The organism is Haemophilus haemolyticus (assembly GCF_003352385.1).
Lineage (GTDB): Bacteria > Pseudomonadota > Gammaproteobacteria > Enterobacterales > Pasteurellaceae > Haemophilus > Haemophilus haemolyticus_I.
The window spans coordinates 1233482-1248977 of the sequence record NZ_CP031243.1 but is presented as its reverse complement, the minus strand read 5'-3'; the positions used below and the strand labels follow the sequence as shown (position 1 = coordinate 1248977).

18 protein-coding genes and 1 tRNA gene are annotated in these 15496 nt (G+C 37.6%); 4 read left to right on the top strand and 15 right to left on the bottom strand.

All coding sequences use genetic code 11. The features are described from left to right. Window positions 1-39: 39 nt before the first annotated feature. The 8 genes from truB to DV428_RS06135 form a co-directional block, all read right to left on the bottom strand. Window positions 40-960 (bottom strand): tRNA pseudouridine(55) synthase TruB, encoded by a 921-nt coding sequence (gene truB, locus DV428_RS06170; RefSeq protein ID WP_114909066.1) that lies wholly within the window; start codon window positions 958-960, stop codon window positions 40-42. Then, window positions 960-1346 (bottom strand): 30S ribosome-binding factor RbfA, encoded by a 387-nt coding sequence (gene rbfA / locus DV428_RS06165; protein ID WP_005628626.1) that lies wholly within the window; start codon window positions 1344-1346, stop codon window positions 960-962. The genes truB and rbfA overlap by 1 nt, the downstream gene beginning before the upstream one ends. A gap of 211 nt (window positions 1347-1557) precedes the next feature. Then, on the bottom strand, window positions 1558-4092 hold the full coding sequence (infB, locus tag DV428_RS06160; protein ID WP_114909065.1) for a translation initiation factor IF-2: 2535 nt from the start codon (window positions 4090-4092) through the stop codon (window positions 1558-1560). A gap of 11 nt (window positions 4093-4103) precedes the next feature. Further along, the gene (gene nusA / locus DV428_RS06155) at window positions 4104-5591 is read right to left on the bottom strand and encodes a transcription termination factor NusA (protein WP_005645077.1); all 1488 of its coding nucleotides are present in this window, start codon (window positions 5589-5591) and stop codon (window positions 4104-4106) included. 17 nt (window positions 5592-5608) lie between these two features. After that, a complete protein-coding gene (rimP, locus tag DV428_RS06150; protein WP_114909064.1) occupies window positions 5609-6064 on the bottom strand; it encodes a ribosome maturation factor RimP in 456 nt (151 codons plus the stop codon). A gap of 187 nt (window positions 6065-6251) precedes the next feature. After that, a tRNA-Met gene (locus tag DV428_RS06145) sits at window positions 6252-6328 on the bottom strand. A gap of 103 nt (window positions 6329-6431) precedes the next feature. Continuing rightward, on the bottom strand, window positions 6432-6566 hold the full coding sequence (locus DV428_RS09785) for a hypothetical protein (protein WP_275045336.1): 135 nt from the start codon (window positions 6564-6566) through the stop codon (window positions 6432-6434). Further along, on the bottom strand, window positions 6566-7288 hold the full coding sequence (locus tag DV428_RS06135; protein ID WP_114909062.1) for a BUD32 family EKC/KEOPS complex subunit: 723 nt from the start codon (window positions 7286-7288) through the stop codon (window positions 6566-6568). The genes DV428_RS09785 and DV428_RS06135 overlap by 1 nt, the downstream gene beginning before the upstream one ends. A gap of 73 nt (window positions 7289-7361) precedes the next feature. Here DV428_RS06135 and DV428_RS06130 point away from each other — a divergent pair, with 73 nt between their 5' ends. Next, window positions 7362-7925 (top strand): YceB family lipoprotein, encoded by a 564-nt coding sequence (locus DV428_RS06130; RefSeq protein WP_114909061.1) that lies wholly within the window; start codon window positions 7362-7364, stop codon window positions 7923-7925. A gap of 111 nt (window positions 7926-8036) precedes the next feature. Here the strand turns inward: DV428_RS06130 and fabA are convergent, their stop codons facing one another. After that, window positions 8037-8570 carry a bifunctional 3-hydroxydecanoyl-ACP dehydratase/trans-2-decenoyl-ACP isomerase gene (gene fabA, locus DV428_RS06125; protein WP_005631615.1) on the bottom strand — a complete coding sequence of 178 codons (534 nt, stop codon included), beginning with the start codon at window positions 8568-8570 and terminating at the stop codon, window positions 8037-8039. Window positions 8571-8739: 169 nt separating this feature from the next. Further along, window positions 8740-10515 carry an AAA family ATPase gene (locus DV428_RS06120; RefSeq protein WP_162790787.1) on the bottom strand — a complete coding sequence of 592 codons (1776 nt, stop codon included), beginning with the start codon at window positions 10513-10515 and terminating at the stop codon, window positions 8740-8742. A 126-nt stretch (window positions 10516-10641) separates the two neighbouring features. Here DV428_RS06120 and matP point away from each other — a divergent pair, with 126 nt between their 5' ends. Continuing rightward, on the top strand, window positions 10642-11088 hold the full coding sequence (gene matP, locus DV428_RS06115; protein WP_005671410.1) for a macrodomain Ter protein MatP: 447 nt from the start codon (window positions 10642-10644) through the stop codon (window positions 11086-11088). A 68-nt stretch (window positions 11089-11156) separates the two neighbouring features. Here the strand turns inward: matP and cspD are convergent, their stop codons facing one another. From cspD to thiI, 5 genes are all read right to left on the bottom strand, one after another. Continuing rightward, a complete protein-coding gene (cspD, locus tag DV428_RS06110; protein ID WP_005628872.1) occupies window positions 11157-11375 on the bottom strand; it encodes a cold shock domain-containing protein CspD in 219 nt (72 codons plus the stop codon). Between the two features lie 144 nt (window positions 11376-11519). Continuing rightward, entirely contained in the window at window positions 11520-11678 is a 159-nt protein-coding gene (locus DV428_RS06105; RefSeq protein ID WP_005628875.1) for a YoaH family protein, read from the bottom strand. Next, window positions 11671-12390 carry a tRNA pseudouridine(65) synthase TruC gene (gene truC, locus DV428_RS06100; RefSeq protein ID WP_114909059.1) on the bottom strand — a complete coding sequence of 240 codons (720 nt, stop codon included), beginning with the start codon at window positions 12388-12390 and terminating at the stop codon, window positions 11671-11673. Before truC ends, DV428_RS06105 begins: the two co-directional genes overlap by 8 nt. After that, window positions 12384-12704, bottom strand: coding sequence for a YqcC family protein (locus DV428_RS06095; protein WP_114909058.1), 321 nt, complete (start codon window positions 12702-12704; stop codon window positions 12384-12386). The genes truC and DV428_RS06095 overlap by 7 nt, the downstream gene beginning before the upstream one ends. Before the next feature lie 14 nt (window positions 12705-12718). Then, the gene (thiI, locus tag DV428_RS06090; RefSeq protein ID WP_114909057.1) at window positions 12719-14176 is read right to left on the bottom strand and encodes a tRNA uracil 4-sulfurtransferase ThiI; all 1458 of its coding nucleotides are present in this window, start codon (window positions 14174-14176) and stop codon (window positions 12719-12721) included. A 158-nt stretch (window positions 14177-14334) separates the two neighbouring features. On the opposite strand from thiI, the gene xseB reads away from it, so the two are divergent. Next, window positions 14335-14589 carry an exodeoxyribonuclease VII small subunit gene (xseB, locus tag DV428_RS06085; protein WP_005656614.1) on the top strand — a complete coding sequence of 85 codons (255 nt, stop codon included), beginning with the start codon at window positions 14335-14337 and terminating at the stop codon, window positions 14587-14589. Next, window positions 14589-15479 carry a (2E,6E)-farnesyl diphosphate synthase gene (ispA, locus tag DV428_RS06080; protein WP_114909056.1) on the top strand — a complete coding sequence of 297 codons (891 nt, stop codon included), beginning with the start codon at window positions 14589-14591 and terminating at the stop codon, window positions 15477-15479. The genes xseB and ispA overlap by 1 nt, the downstream gene beginning before the upstream one ends. The last annotated feature ends 17 nt before the right edge of the window (window positions 15480-15496 follow it).

Genomic DNA, 15496 nt, shown 5'->3' with positions numbered 1-15496 from the left:
AGATGAGATTACTAGAATTTTATAGGAAAGGCAATGAAGTTATGCGGATTGCGTAATTAACCGTTGTGGGCGAATAATATTTCCATCGATCAATGCCACGCCTAAGAATAAATTCTCCACTGAAAATAACCGCACTTGGCCAGTTAATTGCTGATCGTTAGCAAATTTCACTCGCTGACCAAAACCAATGGCTTTACTCTGCTCTGCATCTAAATACAAAGCGGGCAATTTACTTACTGCGGTATCGGTTGGCAGTAATAGACGATCTAATTCACTTAATGGGAAACTTTCAGCGAGCACTTGTAGCTCATCGATTGGCATCATTTCTGCTACAGGATAATCCGCTACGGCTGTACGGCGTAACATTGTCACATGCGCGCCACAACCTAGCACTTCACCCAAATCATCTACTAAGGTGCGAATATAAGTACCTTTTGAACAATGCACTTCTAAGGTTAAATAAGGCGCATTATATTCAATAAAATTAAGTTCAAAAATCGTAATTGGACGTGCCTCACGCTCAACTGTAATACCTTGTCGAGCATATTCATAAAGCGGTTTACCGTTATGTTTTAGTGCAGAAAACATGGTTGGCACTTGCAAAATATCACCACGAAATTGTTCAAGTGCGGTCAAAATTTGCTGAGTTTCAACATGAACTTCACGCATTTCCACGACTTGCCCTTCCGCATCGGAAGTATCGGTACGTTCGCCTAATTTTGCCGTAACAAGATAACGCTTATCTGCATCAAGCAAAAATTGTGAAAACTTAGTTGCTTCACCCAAACAAATCGGCAACATTCCCGTAGCCAACGGATCGAGTGCGCCAGTATGCCCGGCTTTGTTCGCTTGAAATAAACGCTTCACCTTTTGCATGATGTCATTTGATGACATGCCTTGTGGCTTATCCAACAAAAACACCCCATCAACATCACGCCAGCGTTTACGAGGTCTAGACATTAGTTGCTTTCCTCAACGTGTTTTTTCTCATCTTCACGCACAACATTTGTCACAAGATTTGACATCCGCATCCCTTCCACTAAAGATTGATCGTAAATAAAGCGAATCTCTGGCACGATACGTAAACGCATCGCTTTGCCTAGTAATGAGCGAATATAAGGCGATGCTTTTTCTAAGCCTTTCATGCCTTGCTCAATTGCCGTTTCATCGTGATCGAATAAAAAAGTCACGAAGATTTTTGCGTAAGATAAATCACTCGACACTTCCACATCAGAAACGGTTACCATCCCAATACGGGGATCTTTCACTTCGCGTTGTAAAATGACTGCTATTTCTTTTTGTATTTCTTGAGCGACGCGATCGCTACGTTTAAATTCTCTTGCCATAGTTATTCCTTATTTATAAAATCGCCTCATTCTACTGGAATTCATTGAATTTAGCACGCAAAAATCCCTTTCGACCTGATACTGTTTGTAAAGAAATTGAATATAACTATAAGAGATACTTTTATCGAAAATAAGATTATTTCATAAGGCGGATACAAAAAGGGCGGTTAAAAACCAGATGATTTTTAACCGCCCTTTATTTTGTTAAAAGTTATATTGAACGTTTAACTTCAACCACTTCAAACACCTCGATTTGGTCGCCGACTTTTACATCGTTGTAGTTTTTCACGCCGATACCACATTCCATACCGTTACGAACTTCAGATACGTCGTCTTTGAAACGGCGAAGAGACTCTAATTCCCCTTCAAAGATAACGACGTTGTCACGTAATACACGGATTGGGTTGTTACGTTTCACTACACCTTCGGTTACCATACAACCTGCGATTGCACCAAATTTCGGATGACGGAATACATCACGAACTTCAGCTAAGCCAATAATTTCTTGTTTAAATTCAGGCTCTAACATACCGCTCATTGCTGCTTTAATTTCATTCAACAATTCATAGATGATTGAGTAGTAGCGTAAATCAATGTTTTCAGCTTCAATGACACGACGCGCAGATGCATCAGCACGAACGTTAAAGCCAACAATGATGGCATTAGATGCTGCAGCTAAAGTTGCATCAGTTTCAGTAATACCACCTACACCAGAACCAACCACTTTAACTTTTACTTCATTGGTAGAAAGTTCATTTAACGCTTGAACAATCGCTTCTACAGAGCCTTGTACGTCTGCTTTCACAATGACGTTCAATTCAGCCACATCGCCTTCAGACATATTGCTAAACATATTTTCAAGTTTTGCTTTTTGCTGGCGAGCTAATTTCACTTCACGGAATTTACCTTGACGATATAACGCCACTTCACGTGCTTTTTTCTCATCACGTACAACGGTTGCTTCATCACCCGCTGCCGGAACGCCTGAAAGACCTAATAATTCAACTGGAATTGAAGGACCTGCTTCATCAACTTCTTTCCCGTTTTCATCACGCATTGCGCGCACACGGCCATATTCAAAACCACAAAGTACGATATCGCCTTTACGTAGGGTACCTGATTGAACCAAGATAGTTGCCACAGGGCCACGACCTTTATCCAAGTAAGATTCAATGACTACACCACTTGCCATGCCGTCTTTTACAGCGGTCAATTCAAGCACTTCAGATTGAAGTAGGATAGCATCTAATAAATCATCAACCCCTGTACCTTTCTTCGCAGATACTGGAACGAATTGCACATCACCACCGAATTTTTCAGAAATTACATCATGTTGTAATAATTCTTGCTCAACACGGTCTGGATTGGCTTCTGGTTTATCGATTTTATTTACTGCAACCACTAAAGGTGCCCCTGCTGCTTTTGCGTGTTGAATCGCTTCGATAGTTTGAGGCATCACACCATCATCGGCAGCAACAACAAGAACAACGATATCTGTTGCTTTTGCACCACGTGCACGCATAGAAGTAAACGCAGCATGCCCTGGAGTATCCAAGAAGGTGATCATTTTGCCATCATCCATTTCTACGTGATACGCACCGATATGTTGGGTAATACCACCCGCTTCACCTGCTGCAACTTTCGCTTTACGAATATAGTCAAGTAAGGAAGTTTTACCATGGTCAACGTGTCCCATGATGGTTACAACTGGGGCACGCGTTACTTTTTCTGCGTTTACATCGCGATCACCTAATACCGCTTCTTCAAGCTCATTTTCATTGCGAAGAATTACTTTATGACCAAGTTCTTCCGCTACTAATTGAGCGGTTTCTTGGTCGATAACTTGGTTGATAGTCACCATTTCGCCCATCTTCATCATCGTTTTGATGATTTCAGTCGCTTTTACAGCCATCTTGTTCGCTAATTCAGCTACGGTGATGGTTTCACCAATGACAACATCCGCTTTTACAGCTTGAACTGGTTTAGTAAAGGCTTGTTGAAGTGTGGCACCTTTTTTGCCGTTTTTACCTTTACCAAACTTAGCGTCTTTTTGATTTTTACGATTAGATTCGCGCTCGTTTTTCGAGTTTTTGCTATTTTCATCGTCGCGACCGCCTTTTTTCGCTTTCGCTACTTTATTTTTGCCACGGCCACGATTTTCGTTACGACGATCTTCTTCATCTTCTGCTTCAAGTGCATATCTTGAACTTAAGTTGTAATCAGAATAGTCTTCTGAAGAAGATTCATTGTCTGAATCATCAGCTTCAGCATAACGTTTCGCTTCTTCTGCTGCACGGCGAGCTTGTTCTTCTGCTTTTTGACGAGCTAATTCTTCAGCTTTACGACGAAGTTCTGCTTCTTCTGCTTTACGTTTCTCTTTTTCAGGATCAACAGATTTAGCTTTAGAATCTACCGCACTTTTTGCTGGCTTAGCAGTTTCAGGTTTCGCTTTTTCAGCTTTTGCTTTTTCATCAGCTTCTTTCTTAGCTGCCACTTTTTCAGCTTCTAAACGAGCTTTCTCTTCTGCCGCTTTTTGTTCAGCAATTTTTTTCGCTTCCGCTTCTTGCTGTGCTTTTAATTTTGCTTCTTCTTGTTGAGCAATATCAGTTTTTACTGTGCGTTTTTTACGTACTTCTACTTGAACTTCTTTGCTTTTACCGCCAGTTGTGGTACTGCTCACTGTTGTTTTTGTTCTGCGTTGAATGCTTAATTTTTTTGGTGCATCAGCCTTAACATCTTCAGTCATTACTGCTCTCCTTATTCTTCGCCAAACCAACAGATATTACGTGCAGCCATAATTAAATCTGCTGCCTGTTCTGCTGTTAATTCTTCAATATCTGCTAAATCATCTACACCCTGTTCGGCGAGTTCTTCGAGAGTAGTAATTTGTTTTTCAGCTAATTTGAATGCCACATGGCGATTCATGCCATCTAAATTCAATAAGCGATCTTCAATATTCGCTTTTTTCAATGCTTCTTCTTCAGCAACCGCTGCGGCTGTAATCGCATTTTTAGCACGAGTTTGAAGCTCTTCTACAAGATCTTCATCTTCTAAACCATCAATTGCTGTCAATTCATTCATTGGCACATAGGCAATTTCTTCTAAACTTGTGAAGCCTTCTTCTACAAGGATTTGTGCAAATTCTTCATCAAGTTCTAATGCATTCATAAATAAGTTTAAAACTTTGTTATCTTCTGCTTGATGTTTTGCATTTAAGTCATCAGTAGTCATTACGTTTAGTGTCCAACCTGTTAATTGTGTTGCTAAACGCACGTTTTGACCATTACGACCAATTGCTTGCGCAAGATTAGCTGCTTCAACGGCAATATCCATAGAATGATTATCTTCATCAACGATGATAGAAGACACATCAGCTGGTGCCATTGCATTGATCACGAATTGTGCTGGATTATCATCCCAAAGCACGATATCTACGCGCTCACCACCAAGTTCATTGGTAATGGCTTGAACACGCGCACCACGCATCCCCACACAAGCACCAACTGGATCAATTCTCTTATCGTTTGATTTCACTGCAATTTTAGCGCGAGAGCCGGGATCACGAGCCGCACCACGAATTTCAATCATTTCCTCGCCAATTTCAGGCACTTCAATACGGAATAATTCGATCAACATTTCTGGTTTAGAACGTGTCACAAATAATTGTGCAGTTTTGCCTTCAGGATTTACTTTATAAAGCACACCACGCACACGGTCACCTGGACGGAAATTTTCACGTGGCAACATGTCTTCACGAGCAATCATCGCTTCTGCTTTATTGCCAAGATCTAAGATGATGCTGTCACGACTTACTTTTTTCACAGTACCCGTTACAATTTTGCCTTCTTCAGCGCGGAACTGTTCTACAACTTTTGCACGCTCAGCCTCACGGATTTTGGTGCTGATTACTTGGCGTACAGTTTGCATTGCAATACGGTCAAATGCGATAGATTCGATTTGATCTTCTACATAATCGCCTAGTTGAAGATTTGGATCTTCAAATTGTGCCGCTTCTAAAGTGATTTCTTTCGTTGGCACTTTGACTTCATCAACAATTAACCAACGACGGAAAGTATCAAAATCCCCTGTTTTTGGGTTGATTGATACACGAATATCAGTTTCGTATTCGTATTTTTTCTTGGTAGAAAGCGCAATTGCACTTTCTAATGCTTCAAAAATTTTCTCACGTGGTAATAACTTTTCATTGGATACGGCTTCTGCCGCCAGTAAAATCTCTTTACTCATTTTTTCTTTTACTCCTTTTAAAATTTTGCAACAACATTCGCTTTTTGAATGTTACCAAAGACTAAAACTTGTTCCTGTCCATCAACGATTAAAGTCACCATATCGTTTTCAATACGCGCTAACTTACCTTGCCATTTACGGCGTTCAATCACTGGAATTCGCAAATGCACTGCGATATCTTGCCCAATATAGCGTTCAAATTGCGGCAAGGTAAATAGTGGACGATCTAAACCTGGTGACGACACTTCTAGATTGTATTTATCCGCAATTGGATCTTCTACGTCTAAAATTGCGCTCACTTGGCGACTTACATCTGCACAATCATCGACAGTTACACCACCTTCTTTATCTATAAATAAACGCACTGTCATAAAACGACCCGCGCGCTGACATTCAATGCCCCACAGTTCACAGCCTAAATCTTCTACTGCGCCTTGTAGCATTTGTTGTAAATTTTGTTCTAATGTAGCCAATTTCTACTCCTATACTGTACTGTCAGTTTTTAGTCAAAATAACTTCTTTTAATTAATCTAAAAACTTCTACAAAAAATTTTAGGCATAAAAAAAAGGGTTAGGTTCACAGGAACCTAAGCCCAGTTTTTATTAAATTTCTTATAGAAAAAAACCCCAATACTGGGGTTCTTTTACTGAACTTATTATTGGTTGCGGGGGCCGGATTTGAACCGACGGCCTTCGGGTTATGAGCCCGACGAGCTACCAAGCTGCTCCACCCCGCGTCCGAAATATGGGGTGCATTATAGTGATAAAAATTTAAAATGCAAGAAGTTTTACTAGGTTCCTTAAAAACTTTGCTAAAACTTACCGCACTTTTCATCATCACTAGAATCGAATACCTGAACCAATCCCTAGTCCTAATCCAACACCGTTGCTTCCGCCACCAGCGCTGACGCCGCCACCTACAGTACAAGCAGCTAATATGCTTGATAATACAATAATAAAAAATGTTTTCTTCATCATTTTTCCTTTATTAATAAAATTTCAAATAAGCGATAAACTGCAATTAAATCTGTCTTTGCAATAGGTTTAAAAGGTAATAAAAGATAGTAAATCCAGCGAAAACGCTTCAAGTATACAATCATATTATGCCAATTTTGTACCTCACAATGTGCTTTATAATACAATGCCACTTTTTGAATAAAATCATCTGAAATATCTTCTTCTCGACATAAACTATCAAAGAAAAATAGCATATCTCGAACAATTAACCAATTTTGATTTTGGCTACTTGAACGAGATTCAAAATCAAGAAAAGTAACCTTTCCCTTATCCCAAGTGATATCTCTAATAGCAGGACGACCATGCACCAAATTTTTAGCATGTAAATTAATCAAAGCAAAACAAACGTCATAAATAATCGAAAATTTTTGCTGATTATCGATATCCTTATTACATAGCCATTGCGATGAAGTGATTCCCGCATCTTCTAAAACAAAAAAATCCTCATCATAATAAGAGACTATTGGAACAGGTGCATTTTTTTCAGTAAGATTCAATAAAGTTTGTAATTCATTTTTAAAAGATTGCTTAGGTCTAGGTTTTAATAATAGCCAAATCCCTTTCAATTTTTCAGGTTGCTTCAACCAAAATTTCTTGCCTTCATATTGAAAAGGATAAATTCGTTCATCACGATGCTCTATAACTAATTGATTAACATATTCTTTAAACTCAGGGCTCATTACGACATCACTCCATTGCTATTTATGGTATATTAATCCACCATTTTGCTTTTAATTTAACTAAAAATTAGATATGAAAAAAATTAAATTATTATTTCTTACGTTAACGTCTATTTTAGGGGTATCCCCTAATATATCGGCCTCACCTTTTTCAATAACTGAATCTCAAATCAATCAATATCTACAAGAGAAAGGTGCTATTGCGGATAAATTTGGCTTACCAGGATTATTTTTTCTTGATTATCAAGTAAGAAATTTGAGTACCCAAATTGGGCAAACTAATGATAAACGCGTAGAAATGAGCGGTACTTTAGAGGGTTTATTTCAATTTGGCAATAAAAAATTGCCTGGAAAATTAAATCTGACCTTCGATACAATTCCTTATTATAATCCCGAAGAAGGCGCCGTTTATTTAAAGAAAATGCGTATTTTACGTTGGTCAGGAGAACCACAGCAATATATGCAACAAATGCAAACAATCATGCCTTTTTTAAATGAAAATGTCGCTAGATTACTGGAAAATATTCCTGTTTATACATTAGATAAAAACAATATGCGTGATGTGCTTATAAAAAAATTTGCTAAAGAAATCCGTATAGAAAAAGGACAACTTTCCTTAGACACTAGCATGTTCTAATAACATTTATATGATGTAATTGAACGTTGCTTATTGATAGAAGGATAAAAAGAGCGGTGAAAATCTAAGAAAATTTTTCACCACTCTTTTGTATGAATTAATAAAGAAAAATTAAAATGCAGAGGTATCTTGGAATAGTCCAACTTTTAAATCTGTTGCTGTATAAATAACTCGGCCATCTACTTCAACTTCACCATCAGCCATTCCCATCACTAGTTTACGATTAATAACTCGTTTCATATGGATTCGGTACACCACTTTTTTAGCCGTCGGCAAAATTTGCCCTGTAAATTTTACTTCGCCAACCCCTAATGCTCGCCCTTTTCCTTTGCCACCAATCCAGCCTAAATAAAACCCAACAAGCTGCCACATAGCATCCAATCCCAAACAACCTGGCATTACTGGATCGCCAATGAAATGACAACCAAAGAACGGCAATTCAGGTTTAATATCAAGTTCAGCTTCAATATACCCTTTGCTAAAAGCACCTGTTTCCTCATTCATTTCAATAATGCGATCCATCATCAACATGGTCGGAGCAGGTAATTGTGGCCCTTCTTTACCGAATAATTCGCCGCGACCTGACGCGAGCAAATCATCATAAGAATAGCTACTTTTTTTATTAGGTGTACAAGTGTTTTGCATTTTAGGTTCCTTTATATATGATAAATTCAGTTTTAAACTGATATAAAACATTCTAAATAGAACATAGCAAAGTGTAAATAGCTAACACTTGTTCGCAAAACTTGTCGGAGCAGTCACTTTGATAGATTATAGAAAAAAGAAAAGCGAACAAATGTTCGCTTTTTATCTATTAAGGATGGAAGAAATTCCAAAAACCTTTTCTTTCTGAGTCAGCTCTCCCCTCAATTCGACGTTGAATGAGACGAGATAAAGGCTCAGTTTTTTCTGTATAATCTTTGCTTTCATCTAGCAAATCACGATTAAATAATAATTCGCAAGCTTGATAAATATCTTCCACAGGATAAATAAAAAATTCACTATTTTTTACCGCACTTTTCACTTCATCAGACAAACTCAGTTGCTGAATAGTCGTCATTGGGATGATTACACCTTGTTTTCCGGTCAAACCACGACGTTGGCAAATAGTAAAAAAGCCTTCAATCTTATCATTTACCCCACCAACAGAATGAACAAGTCCAAATTGATCAATCGATCCTGTAATTGCGATATTTTGAGGCAAAGGCAAGTCGGCCAAAGCACTTGCTAGCACACAGAAAATCGCCAAAGATGCACTATCACCATCAATTTCACCATAAGACTGTTCAAACACTAATGAGGCAGAAAATGGCAATTGCGATGGCAAATCTAATATATTGGAAAGACAAGCTTGCGCAATCATCATGCCTTTACCATGAATATTTCCCGCTAGTTCATTTTTTCTTTCAACGTCGATCACTTCCCCTTCGCCAAATTGCACAATGCAACTAATACGCGAAGGTTCACCAAAACATACGGGCGTACCTGGATATTCAATCACCGAAAGGCCATTAATTTGCCCAATAATTTCACCTTGAGTTTCAACATAAACTTGCTCATTTAAAATATCGGCATAAGTTTGTTCTTTTAGGAAACCATATTGCGCCAATTTTTGTTGAAAAATATCCTCAAAATCCTCCGCACTTAATGTTGTTTTTTCAGCAAAAGTTGAAGCATCCTGTAATGTTTCTTTTAATTTTAGAGGAGAGGCATTAATTAAAAAGCGATCTTCACTTTCACGAACTAATAATTGATAGAGTTTATTTAAAGCAGGAAAATCTAGCTCAATATTTTGCTCTTGAGCCATTTGTTGTACATAACCTGCCCAAATTTTTTGTTCTTCCACTTCAGCTACAGAAATATAACTTTCAATTTCAGCATAATCGGCGAAAGAATAAAGGTTTTCTTCTAACTCAGCCAAAGTAGCTAATTCAGTACGATTACCAAGTACAATCACTTTTAAGTTCAGCGCATAGCTTGGTATATCACAAGGTAAATTTTTAAATGGATGGGCGGAATACCAATCAAAAGTTTGGGTTTGCAGAATTTGTTTTAATCGCCCCCATAAATCAAATTGAGATAACAATGTTGCCGCACTTAAAATCAAAACACCACCATTGGCTTTATGCACTAATCCTGGTACTAATTGAATATCTTGTGAACTTGGATGAATCCGAAAACTACCAAAAAGCTGGAATTGATCGCAATACAATGCACTCAACGCCTCCCCTTGACTGGCAAAATTATCATCTAAAGATTTTGCTGGCTCAGTATAAACATGAGGAAAAGAAAAAGAGTCGCCTTGCTCTATCACATAATTCACACCGAAAATTGACCGCACTTTATGATGTTTTTGCGATATAAAATTTTGTAATAACTCCGCATATTCAACCGGCTCACCGACTTTCATCATCAATAAGGAACGCGTTGGATGGCGTAAAAATAAATCGATAGCCTGTGTGGCATTCGGTTGTAATGCCCAGAAATCCACTGGTTCTAAAGGAAAATCTTGAATGGCCAAATCAGGTTGTAATGCCTGCCAATTTAAAGATTGCTCAATAGCTTGTTGTTGAGAAAATAATGAACTCACGGCTGGTCTCTTTCTAGTAAAATTGACTATATTATCGCATATTTAATAGCCTTGTGAAAATCTACTAGAAAATCAGCATAAAAACACGTATATTAATGCAGTTACCACGTCACTCAATGATAAAAAATGAAATACCAAAAACTCGAAAATCAAGAAGCTAATTGGAAATGGATTTACCTAATTCGTAAACATCGCGAAGGGGAAAATATCACGCGTTATGAAGAACGCAGTTTGCAAGAAGCTAAAGCCCAAGAATTATTAGAATCCCAAAATTATCCAGAAAAAATTGAAGAATGGATTAAGAATCATCTTTCTCCTACTCTACCAATTAAGCTTGATCAAGCCATTCGTGCACGCCGTAAACGCTTTTTTAATGGTGAAAAACAACATACCAAGAAAAAATCCATTGATTTGGAATATGCTGTTTGGCTACGTCTTTCTAAATATTCTCGAAAAATGAAGATGACGCTTTCAGAAACAATTACCTATATGATTGACGAAAGAGAAAGCAAAGCACAATTTGAAAATCAAATGGCGGCAATGAAAACCAGTTTAAAGAATTTATTAAAATAAAAAAGACAAGCTGCAATTCTTGTCTTTTTGAGTTAGGACTAATAGAGAAAAAATTTAGAGTATTCGCATTACTCTTGATTATCCACAAGTGGAATTATTTTCGTGGCATGAGATCCTTTGTCTCCGTGGATAACTTCAAATTGCACCTTTTGACCTGCTTTTAATGAACGATAACCGTCCATTTCAATCACTGAATAATGTGCAAAGATATCGGCATCCACGCCTTCTGCGGAAATGAAACCAAATCCTTTTGCATTATTGAACCATTTCACAACACCAATTTCCATAAAAGACCTCTCTAGGCTTCGCCTACTAAAACAATAAATCAATAAGACTATCGCCTTATCACCTCGTATGGACGTTATATTCAAATATTTTGATCGGTTATGCAATGAGCAATATTCAAAAATGATAAGTAGATCACAAAAAATTTAATTTTCTGGAGTTTTTTTATCATTTTTATGAATTTCTCGTAGTGCTTTCGCCACTATTTGAATCGCTTCTCCGCTACTAATCCCTTTTGCCATAAGTTCTTGAATTTGTTCAACTGCTTTTTGTTGCTGTTCATGTGTTAAGTTAATATCAAACATTTTCCCACCCAAATTGATTCATTAATTGATGCCATTGTTCATCTAAACCTGCTGTAATTGTTATTTGCTCTTTCATTATTGGATGAATAAAAGACAAACTATTAGAATGTAAAAATAATCGAGAACAGCAAAGATGCAACGTTAATGCACGATTTTGATGCAAATCACCATATTGCGTATCCCCTAAAATTGGGTGAAAAATATGTTTCATATGGCGACGTAATTGGTGTTTTCTGCCTGTATGAGGGATTAATTTAACTAAAGAATAACGCGCCGTTTGATAACGCCCAGCAGGATAAGGCATTTCGACTATTTTTAATCCTTCATAATCAGTAATCGCTTCTTGAGGCTCTTTATCTTCTTGAGAAAATTTATCTGCGATTTTATCCAATTGAATTTTTAGTGGATAATCTATCCGCTCTTTTCCCTGTAGATACCCTCGTACTACAGCCAAATAAGATTTCTGAACGCACTTTTGTTCAAACTGTTCACACATTAGATTCGCAATTTCACTGCTCAATGCAAATAACAACACGCCAGATGTTGGTCGATCTAAACGATGAATAGGAAATACATGTTGGCCAATTTGATCTCGCAAAGTTTGCATCACAAATTGAGTTTCGTGAGGATCTAACCAACTGCGATGAACTAACATACCAGCAGGCTTATTCACCGCAACTAGAAACTCATCCTGATATAAAATTTCTAACATTCTTTCTTGTTCAGAAGTTCTTCTAAAGCAACCAAAGGAGTTAATAGTTGTTGTAACTCATCAAATTCCTTCATTGCTTCTTCAATATAAGGAGAAATAGCAATTTTATTTGGTAAAGTAGCACCGCTTTCTAACAATGCCTGCATGCGTGGAATAAATACCCACTGTAGCCACTCTTCTGCAGACATCGTATCAATTGAAAAAGGCTCCTCACTTAAAAAAGCCTCTGCAGCAGGGGGGATCGTTTGCCATAGATTAAGCTGCTGCATTGTAATTTGAAGCTGTTCAAGATGCTGTTTAGTTTGATTACGCATATTTTATGTCCTAATTAATGAATGTTTTTTGCAAATACACGCACATTTGAAAAACCATTTTCTTTCAAATATAAGGCCTGTAATTTGCTCATCACACCACGTTCACAATACAACACGTAATTTTTACTTTGATCAAGGCTACCAAATTGAGAGGAAAGTTTGTAGAACGGTATTTGAATGACTTCATGTGTATCCGATTCAAATGGATTTTCATCCGTTTCTTCTGGGCTACGAATATCCAAAATCACTTCATTTTTACCTAATACAGAAATTGCCTCAACTTCTACGACTTCTTTTTCTGTTTCTTCTGCGATCTGGCGAATATCTAAATATTTCGCATTTTGTACCGCACTTTCAAGAATCTCAAAATTAAAATGCCCTTCTTCTTCAAGAATCTTTTCACGAACAGCTTTGATCGTAGGATTTTTTGAAATCACCCCACAAAATTCAGGCATAGATTTTGCAATATCGTCAGTACCAATTTCTTTCGCCATCGCGATAATTTGTTCTTTATCGTGCGTAATTAACGGGCGTAATACTAAGGCATCAGCGGCCTCATCAATCAAGCGTAAATTGGTTAAAGTTTGGCTAGAAACTTGTCCTAATGCCTCCCCTGTCACAATCGCTTCAATATTAAAACGTTGAGCGACTTTACTTGCTGCTCGCACCATCATCCGTTTTAATACAACGCCCATTTGGCCGTTATCGACTTTCTCTAAAATCTCACCGACAACCCCTTCAAAGTTAATCGCAATAAAGCGTACTTTATGTGAAGCGCTATAGCGTTGCCAAATATGATAAGCCATTTGTTTAACGCCAATTTCATGGGCTGCGCCACCAAGATTAAAGAAGCAATAATGAACTCGGGAACCACGACGAATCAACATGTAACTCGATACGCCCGAATCAAATCCCCCCGAAATCAAAGAAAGCACATCCTCTTGCGTCCCGATCGGATAACCGCCAATGCCTGCATGACGTGCTTTAACTAACATCATTTTGTCATCTTCAATATCAATACGAACTGTCACATCTGGATTTTTCAACTGCACTTTTGCGCTTTCAATATGTTGATTTAATCCACCGCCGATATAACGTTCTGCTTCAATCGAACTAAATTTATGTTTTCCCTTACGTTTTACTCTAACGCAAAAGGTTTTGCCTTGAAGTTGTTGTGCGACATCAGCAAGCGTCAATTCAAAAATATGATGTAAATCGGTAAACGGTTTTTCTTCAACTTCTAAAAAATGATGAATACCAGGAATACGTTGTAACAAGGCAATTAATTCTTCACGATTTTCTTCATTTTTTGACCGCACTTCAATGTAATCCCAGTGACGCACAACTGCAGTTTCTTCATCATATTTCTGTAAAATATTGCGGATATTAGAAGTTAAAATTTTTGCGAAACGTTTACGAACAGTTTCGCTCTTAATCATAATTTCAGGAAAAAGTTTAACGATAAATTTCATATAAATAGCTTAGGTATTTCTTGGGTATTTAAAGTGGCGAGTATTTTACGCAAAGATAGTGAAAAGTCCACTGGTCCTAGCTTGAAATAAATTTTTAACAACTCAAGTAAAATACAGTACAATGGCAAGCAATTTTTACCGTGAAAAAGGACGATTAAATGGCGCGTAAACCTGCATCTTCACAAGATTTTGAAACAACGTTAGCGCAGTTAGAAAATATTGTTACACATTTAGAAAATGGCGATTTACCGTTAGAAGAAGCGTTAAAAGAATTTGAACAAGGTGTGCAACTCGCTAAGTTAGGACAAGAACGTTTACAACAAGCAGAACAACGTATTCAGATCTTATTGCAAAAAACAGAAGATGCCCCACTGAATGATTATAAAGGGAATGATTATGAAGGGAATGCTTAATGGGTCACTTTTCTGAAGAATTACAACAGGTTCAAAATCGTATTAATCGCTTTTTAGAAGCTCAATTTGAGGGCATTGAAAGTCATAATGCACCTTTGCTTGACGCGATGAAATACGCATTATTACTTGGTGGTAAACGGGTTAGACCTTTCTTAGTTTACGCAACAGGTCAAATGCTTGGCGCAGAGAAACAAACCTTAGATTACGCCGCTGCCGCTATTGAAGCCATTCATGCATATTCCTTAATTCACGATGATTTACCAGCAATGGATAATGACAATTTGCGTCGTGGGCATCCTACTTGTCACATCCAATTTGATGAAGCTACGGCTATTCTTGCGGGCGATGCCCTTCAAAGTTTTGCTTTTGAAATGTTAACTAAAACGCCAAATATTTCTTCTGAACAAAAACTGGCTTTAGTTCAAATTTTAGCGCAAGGCGCTGGCGTACAAGGAATGTGTTTAGGGCAAAGTTTAGATCTTATTTCTGAGCATAAACAAATTAGTTTAAGCGAATTAGAATTAATCCATCGTAACAAAACGGGCGCATTGCTGATTGCTGCATTAAAATTAGGTTTTATTTGTTCTCCGCATTTTGCCGACAAAACGTTAGAACAATCCTTAACACAATATGCGGAAGCCATTGGCTTAGCCTTTCAAGTTCAAGACGATATTTTAGATATTGAGGGTGATAGCGCAGAAATTGGCAAACAAGTCGGCGCCGATCTTGATTTAGATAAAAGTACATATCCCAAATTACTTGGGTTAAGCGGCGCAAAACAAAAAGCGCAAGACCTATATCAAAGTGCTTTGTCTGAATTAGAAAAAATTCCTTTTGATACGACCGCACTTCGTGCATTAGCTGAATTCATTATTACTAGAAAAAGTTAATACCGACCGCATCAATG

What these genes read in the sequence shown, in the direction of transcription:
- truB (WP_114909066.1), bottom strand. Translation starts at nt 960, where the DNA reads ATGTCTAGACCTCGTAAACGCTGGCGTGATGTTGATGGGGTGTTTTTG.
- rbfA (WP_005628626.1), bottom strand. Translation starts at nt 1,346, where the DNA reads ATGGCAAGAGAATTTAAACGTAGCGATCGCGTCGCTCAAGAAATACAA.
- infB (WP_114909065.1), bottom strand. Translation starts at nt 4,092, where the DNA reads ATGACTGAAGATGTTAAGGCTGATGCACCAAAAAAATTAAGCATTCAA.
- nusA (WP_005645077.1), bottom strand. Translation starts at nt 5,591, where the DNA reads ATGAGTAAAGAGATTTTACTGGCGGCAGAAGCCGTATCCAATGAAAAG.
- DV428_RS09785 (WP_275045336.1), bottom strand. Translation starts at nt 6,566, where the DNA reads ATGAAGAAAACATTTTTTATTATTGTATTATCAAGCATATTAGCTGCT.
- DV428_RS06135 (WP_114909062.1), bottom strand. Translation starts at nt 7,288, where the DNA reads ATGAGCCCTGAGTTTAAAGAATATGTTAATCAATTAGTTATAGAGCAT.
- DV428_RS06130 (WP_114909061.1), top strand. Translation starts at nt 7,362, where the DNA reads ATGAAAAAAATTAAATTATTATTTCTTACGTTAACGTCTATTTTAGGG.
- fabA (WP_005631615.1), bottom strand. Translation starts at nt 8,570, where the DNA reads ATGCAAAACACTTGTACACCTAATAAAAAAAGTAGCTATTCTTATGAT.
- matP (WP_005671410.1), top strand. Translation starts at nt 10,642, where the DNA reads ATGAAATACCAAAAACTCGAAAATCAAGAAGCTAATTGGAAATGGATT.
- cspD (WP_005628872.1), bottom strand. Translation starts at nt 11,375, where the DNA reads ATGGAAATTGGTGTTGTGAAATGGTTCAATAATGCAAAAGGATTTGGT.
- DV428_RS06105 (WP_005628875.1), bottom strand. Translation starts at nt 11,678, where the DNA reads ATGTTTGATATTAACTTAACACATGAACAGCAACAAAAAGCAGTTGAA.
- truC (WP_114909059.1), bottom strand. Translation starts at nt 12,390, where the DNA reads ATGTTAGAAATTTTATATCAGGATGAGTTTCTAGTTGCGGTGAATAAG.
- DV428_RS06095 (WP_114909058.1), bottom strand. Translation starts at nt 12,704, where the DNA reads ATGCGTAATCAAACTAAACAGCATCTTGAACAGCTTCAAATTACAATG.
- thiI (WP_114909057.1), bottom strand. Translation starts at nt 14,176, where the DNA reads ATGAAATTTATCGTTAAACTTTTTCCTGAAATTATGATTAAGAGCGAA.
- xseB (WP_005656614.1), top strand. Translation starts at nt 14,335, where the DNA reads ATGGCGCGTAAACCTGCATCTTCACAAGATTTTGAAACAACGTTAGCG.
- ispA (WP_114909056.1), top strand. Translation starts at nt 14,589, where the DNA reads ATGGGTCACTTTTCTGAAGAATTACAACAGGTTCAAAATCGTATTAAT.